The organism is Daejeonella sp. (assembly GCF_037719425.1).
Classification (GTDB): Bacteria; Bacteroidota; Bacteroidia; order Sphingobacteriales; family Sphingobacteriaceae; genus Daejeonella.
The window spans coordinates 1-10,217 of record NZ_JBBJNI010000151.1 but is presented as its reverse complement, the minus strand read 5'-3'; the positions used below and the strand labels follow the sequence as shown (position 1 = coordinate 10,217).

Annotated in this window: 6 protein-coding genes; 4 read left to right on the top strand and 2 right to left on the bottom strand. The window is 44.7% G+C overall.

Features of this window, described 5'->3' with window-relative positions:
• On the bottom strand, positions 1–1,789 hold a 1,789-nt coding region (locus WKF69_RS16275; protein ID WP_340383221.1), incomplete at its 3' end, for a PKD-like domain-containing protein.
• 218 nt (positions 1,790–2,007) lie between these two features.
• Here WKF69_RS16275 and WKF69_RS16270 point away from each other — a divergent pair.
• The gene (locus WKF69_RS16270) at positions 2,008–2,940 is read left to right on the top strand and encodes a Smr/MutS family protein (protein WP_340383220.1); all 933 of its coding nucleotides are present in this window, start codon (positions 2,008–2,010) and stop codon (positions 2,938–2,940) included.
• A gap of 500 nt (positions 2,941–3,440) precedes the next feature.
• Positions 3,441–5,033: a peptide chain release factor 3 gene (locus tag WKF69_RS16265; protein WP_340383219.1), complete on the top strand. Its 1,593-nt coding sequence runs from the start codon at positions 3,441–3,443 to the stop codon at positions 5,031–5,033.
• Positions 5,034–5,220: 187 nt separating this feature from the next.
• On the opposite strand, the gene WKF69_RS16260 is transcribed toward WKF69_RS16265, so the two are convergent.
• Positions 5,221–6,927 carry a L,D-transpeptidase family protein gene (locus WKF69_RS16260; protein ID WP_340383218.1) on the bottom strand — a complete coding sequence of 569 codons (1,707 nt, stop codon included), beginning with the start codon at positions 6,925–6,927 and terminating at the stop codon, positions 5,221–5,223.
• Between the two features lie 568 nt (positions 6,928–7,495).
• Between WKF69_RS16260 and htpG the strand changes: the two genes are divergently transcribed.
• Together htpG and WKF69_RS16250 are read left to right on the top strand one after the other, a co-directional pair.
• A complete protein-coding gene (gene htpG / locus WKF69_RS16255) occupies positions 7,496–9,379 on the top strand; it encodes a molecular chaperone HtpG (protein WP_340383216.1) in 1,884 nt (627 codons plus the stop codon).
• Positions 9,380–9,713: 334 nt separating this feature from the next.
• Positions 9,714–10,082 carry a hypothetical protein gene (locus WKF69_RS16250; protein WP_340383214.1) on the top strand — a complete coding sequence of 123 codons (369 nt, stop codon included), beginning with the start codon at positions 9,714–9,716 and terminating at the stop codon, positions 10,080–10,082.
• Positions 10,083–10,217 lie beyond the last annotated feature (135 nt).

Genomic DNA, 10,217 nt, shown 5'->3' with positions numbered 1-10,217 from the left:
TGTTTACTTCTGGTTTGGCAGGCGCGCCAGGACTAGAAACAGTTAAGATTGGGCCCGCAGTAACGCAACCTGTTGAGCTTTTTACCATTACAGGATAGCTTCCCGGAGCAAGACCGCTAAAGGCCCCGGTAGAAGAATAAGTACTCCCGCCATTTATAGAGTATTGCAGTGGAGCGGCCCCTGTTGCAGCGATTATAATCGCTCCATTATTTGCGCCGCAGCTTGTCTCGTCGGATGCGGTTGCTGCAACAACCGGCAGCGGACTTACCGTGATCACATATGAAGAAGGAGTACCCGCACAACCGTTAAGATACGGAGTTACTGTTATAGTGGCCGAGCCACTGCTGGCTGCTGTAAAGCTCGGCACGTTTCCCGTGCCTGTAGCGGCAAGGCCGATTGCTGTGTTCGAATTAGTCCATGTATAAGTGGCGCCAGCCGGAGTGCTTGAAAAGTTCGCGGCAGAAACTGTAGCACCTGAACAAACTGAGAAATTTGCGGGAACGGCAACCACAGCGGTAGGATTAACCGTTATTGTGTAATTTGAAGATGTACCGGTGCATCCATTAAGAACCGGGGTCACAGTGATTGTAGCCGTAACAGCAACTGTTGTTCCATTGATTGCCGTAAAGGATGGCTGGGTTCCGGAACCGCTGGCAGCAAGGCCGATTGCTGGACTAGAATTTGTCCATGTAAAAGTGGCACCGCTCGGTGAGCTGCTGAATGTGGCCGAGGGTACAATTGCTCCCGGGCATACAACAACATTGGTCGGCACAGTTGCAACCGGCAGCGGGTTGACAGTTAGCACAGCAGCACTTGACGTAACCGTTCCGCAGCTATTGGTCATTACCACATCGTATGAAGCTGCATCTGAATTAACAACAGAAGCTATAGTGAATGTAGCGGCGTTAGCTCCGTTAATTGCAAAACCATTCTTTCGCCATTGATATGAAATTGCCGTCGAACTGGTAGCAGTAACACTCAGGGAAGTACCAGATCCAAGACAAACACTGTTACTTAAGGGCTGCACAGTGATTACAGGAACTGTAGTAACCGTGACGCAGGCTGTTGTGGAGTATTTGTCCTCGGGGTCAATAACTCCCGGAACGCCACTGCAAATATTATCGGTTAATACCCGGTAACATGTTAATGAACTAAGATTTGAATAGTTTAGAGTATTTGTAATATTGGTAATCGGCGTCCATGGACCGCCACTGGATGGCGCCGATTCCCATCGCAAAACCGGCCCGGTATTTCCCGCGACCGTGAGCGTTCCACTTGCAGGAGCACAGTCTGCCAGGTCACCGGAAATGGAACCCCCGGTCGTGCTTGAAGAACTTTGTGCATAGTATAAAAATACCGGCTGTGAAGTATTGGAACATCCGGCCCCGCTGTTAGTTACAATTCTTCTGATACGGTAATCACCCGAAGCATTAGCTGCAGGCGTTAAAATGAAATTGGTGATATCACTTTTCGACAAGTCCCGAGTAGTCAATGGATTCCCGCTGCCGTTAACAATCGTGGAATAAACAGCCCCGCTGAACGAGACCTCCCATCGAAAGCTATTACCCGTTCCAGAAGGTGATGTTCCGTTTAGCGTCTGATATGAATTATTTCCGCAGGCACTGTTATAAATTGGTTGCGAACCATTGAAGGCCAGGGTATTTGGTCCGCACTGCGCAAATAGCACAGGGATTCCTGCCTGGAAGAATAAAAAGATAAAGAGTAGTGTCCTGAATATTGAATTCATGCTTCCCAAAAATCCTACTGCGATCGTGCGCGAGGAGGACATGCACATTTATACGAAAATGTATATTTAATGTTACAATATTTTTACACGGTTAAAGCAAGTCTTTCTATGAAACTGAAATCGAAAATCTCTCAATCCTGCGCTTCTTCTTGCCTCCTCGTATTGACACGTCTTGCACAACCCTATGAATCCTACAATCCTATAAATCCTAATCCTGACAAATGTTTGCGTAATTTTGCTACCACAGTCTTAATCATATTATGAAATATAAACTAGGTGAATTTGTGCGTTTTGTCGAAGAGCGGCGTGAAGGATATATCACCCGTATCATTGACGATGCTACAATAGCTGTAACCGACGAGGATGGTTTTGAGATCCCCGTTCTTGCAAGCCAGGTAACACGGGTTCACGGACAAGGCGCCGATATACAAACTGAAAATACGCCTGTTCAGGAAGCCGAATTTATATCGAACGGAATATTCCTTGCTGCAGCGCCCAATAAGAAGGCTGGATCAGTAATGCATATACACCTTATAAATACTACATCGTACCAGCTTCTGGCTACCTTAACTACTGAAAAATCCCATAAATTCAAAGGGGAGTTTAACGGTGTGATATGGTCTAAATCTGCGGTTCAAATGCATTCAGCATCACTAAATGAGCTAGATCATTGGCCAAAGTTCCACTTACAGGTATTGTTGTTTGCCAGCGAAGGTACCGAGCTTAAAAAGCCTATAGAATTCTCCGAAAAGTTTCGCGCAAAGGATTTCTCCGGTGCAAAAAAGAATACAGAGTATCTCGATCAGCCTGCCTGGCTGATCCAGCTTGATTCCAATGAGCCCATTATCGATGCTCAAAAACTGAAAGGAAGCTTTTACAAGCCTCCCGCGGAGAATCAGCAAGTCGAAAACCCCGGTAAGGAAGTCGACCTCCACATCGAGAAAATTCGGGACGACCATCAGTTCCTTGACAGTACCGAAATCCTTGACATCCAGGTAACCTATTTCCGTAAAAGCCTCGATGCCGCAATCGTTCATAAAATACCAGCTATTGTATTTATTCACGGCAGCGGGAACGGCACGCTAAGAAATGAGATCTATAAGGTCATCAGCAAGCATCCGCAGGTAAAAACGTTTATGGACGCGCATAAAGAAAGGTTTGGGTATGGGGGGACGGAGGTGTTTTTGAAGTAGTATTAACTATTTTTAAATAGTATCAAGTATTACGTATCAGGTATCAAAAGGTCCACAAGACGTGCTAGCCAACTGATGAACGACTGTAATATTAGTGGCTGATTCATTAGGTTCCGACTTTTGTCGGAATGACACGGCGTTTTAAGATATTGGGAGATCACGGCCTTCGCCGCGATCGAAGTGGGACAACGTCAAATAACACTCAGATTCCGGCCCTTGAGCCGGAATCTCCTATTATTAAACCAAGCGTTGTCATTCCGCGAAAGCTGGAACCTCCTAATAGATCCTCGCTAATTTGTCATTCCACCAGGCTGAAACCTCCTAATAAATATTCGCTAAATTGCCATTCTTGCGTACACCTGCTTCTGCCGGCAGGATGAAACCTCAAAATATATCCCGCTAATTTGGCATTCTAGTGAAAGCCTCTCAACTCTCCATTCTCAACTCTCAACTCTCCTCTAATTTATTACCTTTGCATTTTTGTAATTCCCTGCTGCTGTATGCTCAACCCCGAAATAGAAAAACGAAAGACCTTTGCGATCATTAGTCACCCCGATGCTGGTAAAACGACCCTGACAGAGAAATTTCTCTTGTTTGGAGGTGCGATAAACACCGCCGGCACGGTAAAGCGTAACAAGGCCAATCAAAGCAGCACATCCGATTTCATGGAGATCGAAAAGCAAAGGGGAATTTCTGTTGCCACCTCGGTAATGGGGTTTGAATATAATGGCAAGCGGATCAATATTTTGGATACTCCAGGCCACAAGGACTTCGCTGAGGATACCTACCGCACACTTTCTGCCGTGGATAGTGTAATTCTGGTTGTCGACAGCGTTAAAGGGGTCGAGGAACAAACACAAAAGCTGATGGATGTCTGCCGGATGCGTAACACCCCGGTAATTATATTCATCAATAAGCTCGACCGGGAAGGTAAGGATACTTTCGACCTCCTCGATGAGCTGGAAAATAATTTGAATATCAGTGTTTGTCCTCTATCCTGGCCTATCGGTCAGGGGCATAATTTCAAAGGGGTTTATAATATATTCGATAACTCCCTGAACCTGTTCAGGCCCGATAAATCCAAGATCGCGGAAGCGCTTATCCAGGTAAAAGATCTGGATGATGAGCTCTTAAGCGAACATCTTCAGCCAAAGGAATTGCAGACCTTAAAAGACGATCTGGAGCTTGTAGAGGGTATTTATGGTACTTTGGATAAGGACTTATATCTCGAAGGCTTATTAGCCCCTGTATTCTTCGGCAGTGCCATCAATAACTTCGGAATCCGGGAATTGCTGGACACTTTCGTATCCATCGCGCCGAGCCCGAAAAGCCGCGAAGCGAATGAACGAATGGTTATCGCCACAGAAAAACCTTTTACAGGATTTGTATTTAAAATCCACGCTAACCTCGATCCTAATCACCGCGACCGGATTGCCTTCCTGAGGATCTGCTCCGGAAAGTTTGAGCGTAATAAATTCTACTTCCATACCCGCCAGGGTAAAAAACTGAAATTCTCCAATCCAATGGACTTCATGGCTAATGAAAAAAGCCTTGTTGAAGAAGCCTGGCCGGGGGATGTTGTGGGCCTTTATGACAGCGGCAACTTCAAGATCGGCGATACGCTGACCGAAGGTGAACTGCTGCAGTTTAAAGGCATCCCAAGCTTCTCGCCTGAGATCTTTAAAGAGGTGGAGAACCGTGACCCATTGAAGTCAAAACAGCTCGAGAAAGGCTTGCAGCAACTTACAGAAGAAGGTGTGGCACAGCTATTTGTGCAGCAGCCGGGTAACCGTAAGATCATCGGTACCGTGGGAGAACTACAGTATGAAGTTATCGCCTTCAGGCTGCAGCATGAGTATGGTGCTAAGTGTGCTTTCCGGCCGCTTACGTTCCGAAAATCAAGTTGGTTAACGTCTAAAGATAAAAAGAATATTAACGAGATCGTGCAACGCCGCCACCATCATATTGCAACCGATAAGGATGGTAACCCGGTGTTCTTAGCTGATAACGACTGGACGCTGAACCTGGCGAAAAGGGATTTCCCGGATGTTGAGTTTCATTCCACGTCGGAGTTTAAGAGACAACAGACCTAAGAAAGTTTTAAGTTATAAGTTGGAGGTTTTAAGTTTCCAAACGCTGTGTTAAGCATCCAGACTTACAACTTATAACCTGAAACTAAGACGAAGGAGTTATAAGTTGTAGGTTTTAAGTTTCCAAACGCTGTGTTAAGCATCCAGACTTACAACTTAGAACTTATAACCTACACAACTTATAACTTAATTAAAGCTTCCCCCTGCCATTCGATGTTGGCTTCATAACCGTGGCATGCACCTCATTAAAATACTGCTGCGCCAAAGTCCTGTCATGACCATATATATCTTCACGGAAATGAACATTTCCGCTTTCATCTGCCCATGCGGTAAAGTACACAAGGTATACCGGAAGAACTTGTTTTAATCTAACATGTTTCTCCGTTCCTTGCGCGATAGTACTTTGAATCTTGCCCATGTCCCATCCTACCGGACGTAAAAGGTACTCTGCAAGCTCCAACGGCCGCTCAACACGCACACATCCGTGGCTGAAATTACGTTTTGCCTGACTGAATAATTCATCGTGAGGCGTATCGTGCAGGTAGATATCATTCGTATTAGGGAAAATGAATTTTACATCACCAAGGTCATTTTTCGGCCCAGGTTTTTTACGTAAGATATATTTCCAGCTGTCCCTTGTTACTGAACTGAAATCAACTTGCGAAGGATCAACCTGATTACCCTTCGAATCTACTAGCTCCATATTAGTGCGTTCGAGGTATCCGGGATCATTCGCAATTTTCGACCCCAGTTCATCTCTTACTATACTAGCAGGAACATTCCAGTACGGTGCGAGAACCACGTTTTCCATCTTATCACTAAATATCGGCGTGCTGTTCATGGTCTTACCCACAATAACATTCATTGCTAATGCCTCTTTACCTTTTTCAAAGACACGTAATCTAAACTCAGGTATATTTACGATCAGATAATCTTCTTCAAAGCTTTTCGGGATCCATCTCCAGCGCTCCATATTAAGGATGATTTGCTTAATTCGCTGATCTACAGGTACATTAAGAAGCTTCACCGTTTCTGGGCCTAAATTTCCGTCAGGTTTCAAGCCTTGGGCCGATTGAAAGTTTTTAAGAGCAGTAACAGTTTCCGCATTGAAGGTTGAATCTGCCGAAGCTAATCCCAGGCGTTTTTTCAAACCCGAAACTGCAGGTGACTTCTGTCCGACGGCATATTTAGTAGATGTAACCTTTGGCCATCCGCCCGCAGCCTGTACTTTCCTGTAATTAGCAAGGGCTGATTTAAGTCTTGCGTATTCAGGGTGCAGCGGACTAAACTTTGCATACGAATACTTACTTTCACGTTCATTCAGAACCGTCATTAATGCCTTGTGAAGCTTAATTTTATTACGCTTCACATCCCATTCAATCTCTTTATTCTCTTTTGGAATGATGACTCCCCGGTAGTAATCTGAAGCCCAAACGAAATAGGTGCCTGTTAGAGCTACATCAATTTCCTTCTGGATTTCAGTGAATTTGGCGGAGTCAGCTTTTGCAGCTTCGAGGTTGGCAAACATGGTTTTGAAATCCTTGAACTGGTATTTCTTCGGATCGAGTCCCTCCTCGCCTGCCTTGCTGATCATCGTCATCATTTCATTAGCTTGGGGAACGATCTCATTATTCTTGAACCAGCCCAATTTAAAGCTGCGCTCGCGGTAAAATTTCTTAGCCCAATCCGTATGCTCTTTCAGCAAAGGATCTTTGGTCATGTAGCTAATATAATACGTGCTGTCCAGTACCGGCTGCGGCTTGCGGGCAACCTGCTTTTCCGCCTTGCTCGTCTCGCCGCCGCAAGCCGAAGCAAGCGCGATCAGGGAAACTCCTGTTAGAACCAGGAGATGTTTTCTTAGAACGTAGTAATACGTTTTGTAAGGTTGTTGGTGCATATTAGTATACATAAGTGGTTAGTGACAGATTATACAATTGGTTAAAAGGTTTATTATCAGTGTTATATGATTCGAAGCCTTGCGCTATAAATACCTGCTTTGTATAATGCAACAAATGTGCCGTTGCGATTTTCAGACGGACGCCGGACCTATCGCATCATAGTATCGCCTATCTGACGTTGGCCAACTTTGAAAGATAGATTTCTGTGTCATTCAGTCGTGCATGCGTTGTGTACGCTCGTGCTCCCCTTCTTTCAAGGGGAGCTGTCCGCCTCGGGCGGACTGAGAGGTCGATAGATACCGACTTGCGAAGTTTAATAGCTCAGCGGAACGAAACTTCGCCAGTCTCTTTTAAATTTAGACTGACGATTTATGTTCATGGCGGATATAGACTTCGTAAGTCATCCGCCCCGGGTGGCCAAATGCATCAACCGTGTACGCTTCACCTCAGAAACGGACAAAAGATTGCTCTTAGTCAGAACTTGGTGTCATCTTGACAGAAAACCTCCTTTGGAATAACCTTTGTTACACCCCTTACATCTAAAACATTAAGTTCAAACCAAGACAAATGCAAGAAAAAGGAACCATTTCGATCCACACGGAAAATATATTTCCGATCATTAAGAAGTTTTTATACTCGGATAACGAGATCTTCCTGAGAGAGCTGGTGGCAAATGCAGTGGATGCTACGCAAAAGATCAAACGCCTCTCTTCTTTAGGAGAATACAAGGGTGCCCTTGGCGAGTTGAATGTATCTGTTTCATTCGACGCGAAGAAAAAGACCATCACCATTTCCGATAATGGTTTGGGTATGACTGGCGAAGAGATCAAGAAATACATCAACCAGATCGCGTTTTCGGGTGCTACAGAGTTCGTAGAGAAGTTTAAGGATGCCAAAGATGCCAATGAGATCATCGGTAAGTTCGGCCTAGGCTTCTATTCGGCCTTTATGGTTGCCGACCAGGTAGAGATCCAGTCGCTTTCATATAAAGAAGGTTCTGAGCCAGCCAGATGGATCTGCGATGGCAGCACCGAATTTGAGATCAGCGAAGGTAGCCGCACGGAGCGCGGTACGGATATTATCCTTCATATAAATAAAGAATCAAAAGAATTCCTCGACAAAGGTAAGCTTCAGGGCATTCTTGACAAATACTGTAAATTCCTTCCTATACCGGTACAATTTGGCACTAAATCTACTTCCGAGCCTGATGGCGAAGATGCTGATGGCAAATCAAAATATAACTCTGTAGAGGTTCCGAATATCATTAACAACACTACCCCGATCTGGACTAAATCGCCGACGGAGCTGAAAGATGAGGACTACCTTTCTTTCTACCAGGAACTATATCCTTTCTCTGAGCCGCCATTGTTCTGGATCCACCTGAACGTGGATTATCCGTTCAACCTTACCGGAGTCCTTTACTTCCCGAAGCTGAAAAACGACTTCGAGATGCAGCGCAACAAGATCAAGCTTTTCTCACGCCAGGTGTTCATCACCGACGAGGTAAAAGATGTGGTTCCTGAATTCCTGATGCTACTTCACGGTATCATTGACTCACCGGATATACCGCTGAACGTTTCCAGAAGCTTCCTGCAGGCCGATAGCTCGGTAAAGAAGATCAATACCTACATCACCAAAAAGGTGGCTGATAAGCTTGCATCACTATTCAAATCAGACCGCAAAGCTTACGAAGATAAATGGTCGGATATTGGCCTGTTCGTAAAATACGGCATGATCAGCGAAGAGAAATTCTACGATAAAGGAAAAGACTTTGTCCTGATGGGCAATACCGCGAAGGAATACTTCACGGTTGAAGAATACAAAGAAAAAGTAAAGGCAAATCAAACCGACAAAGACGGTAACCTCGTATTGCTTTACGCGACTGACGCGGCGAAACAGGACAGCTTCATCCAGTCTGCGAACAAGAAAGGCTACGACGTGCTTTTAATGGACTCTCCTATCGATACCCACTTCATCAGCCAGATGGAGCAAAAGCTCGAGAAAGTTTCCCTGAAACGTGTGGATGCCGCTTCTGCGGATAAGATCATCAGCAAAGACGAAAACATCGTTGCTGTTCTTAACGACGAGGAAAAGGAAAAGGTGAAAGGTATCTTCGAAAAGGCCATCGTTAAACCAGGCATGAAAGTAGAAGTTGACAGCCTGAACCCGGATGAGCTTCCCGTTATCGTAACCATGGACGAGTTTATGCGCCGCATGAAAGATATGGCTGCCATGGGCGGCGGCATGAACTTCTACGGAAACTTACCGGATAGCTATAACGTAACCATCAATGGCAATCACAAGCTTGTAGGCAAGATCCTGCAAACCAGTGATGAAGCTGAGCAAACTCAACTAGCTAAACAAGCATTCGATCTGGCATTGCTTTCTCAGGGAATGCTTACCGGTGCTGAGTTGACGGAGTTTGTTAACAGGAGTGTTTCGCTAATTTAATTGAGATTCGAAGAAAGCTGAAAGTTGAAAAGGGAAAGCTGAATTTAGCTAGGGGAGAGCCGACTGCCAAAAGCTCCATTCTCATATCTTATATCTCTTGACTCAAACAAAGATCCTTGTCATTACGGCAGGGATCTTTTGTTTGGCGCCACACTAAGCTCTCACGCGATTTGACCTCATCGATTTAAATTCATATCCCACCGTTAAATAAAGTCAAAGCAGCTGCCACAGCATTAAAGCTTACGCGAAAAGCTCGATCATCAGATCACTACCAGTAGTAGAACGAATTCTTTATATTGCATTAAAGTATCGGTTCTCCATAAAAAATGTAATCATGATATCTGCCCTCATTACCTTACTGCTTGTTATTAAATCGTTTGTTTTACCCCACAGCACTGCCTTAACAGCTAAGGCTTTCGATAACGTAACTAAAATGGCCTCGCCCCATCCGGAATACAAGCTTTGCGTTCTGGAATACAGAACCACTAATAGCGATTTAAAAATGCTTTTTGAGAGAGAGAAGGCAAATTCGTTAATGAATAAGCAGAGATCCACTGCTCCTGAGACTTTTAATAAAGAGAGGTTCAGACTCGTTGAACTTTCCAAAACTATTAATCAGGAAATCGATGTTAAAAACATCAGGTTTCTTATTGACACCGCATATTCAGAACTGCAGTATCTGGTGATTACGGAGATAAAATAGATTATCATAGCGGGCTCCCCGACGCAAAAGAGAGGTCCATCTTGCAAGACAGGTTCATTTTGAAAGAAAGATTTCCTTTAAAGAGAGGCTCTATAAAATAGAGGTTCCATTTGACAGCAAGGTTCCAGCCTGCGC

Excerpts from the sequence above, each read along its gene's own strand:
- WKF69_RS16270 (WP_340383220.1), top strand. The coding sequence starts at position 2,008 with ATGAAATATAAACTAGGTGAATTTGTGCGTTTTGTCGAAGAGCGGCGT.
- WKF69_RS16265 (WP_340383219.1), top strand. The coding sequence starts at position 3,441 with ATGCTCAACCCCGAAATAGAAAAACGAAAGACCTTTGCGATCATTAGT.
- WKF69_RS16260 (WP_340383218.1), bottom strand. The coding sequence starts at position 6,927 with ATGCACCAACAACCTTACAAAACGTATTACTACGTTCTAAGAAAACAT.
- htpG (WP_340383216.1), top strand. The coding sequence starts at position 7,496 with ATGCAAGAAAAAGGAACCATTTCGATCCACACGGAAAATATATTTCCG.
- WKF69_RS16250 (WP_340383214.1), top strand. The coding sequence starts at position 9,714 with ATGATATCTGCCCTCATTACCTTACTGCTTGTTATTAAATCGTTTGTT.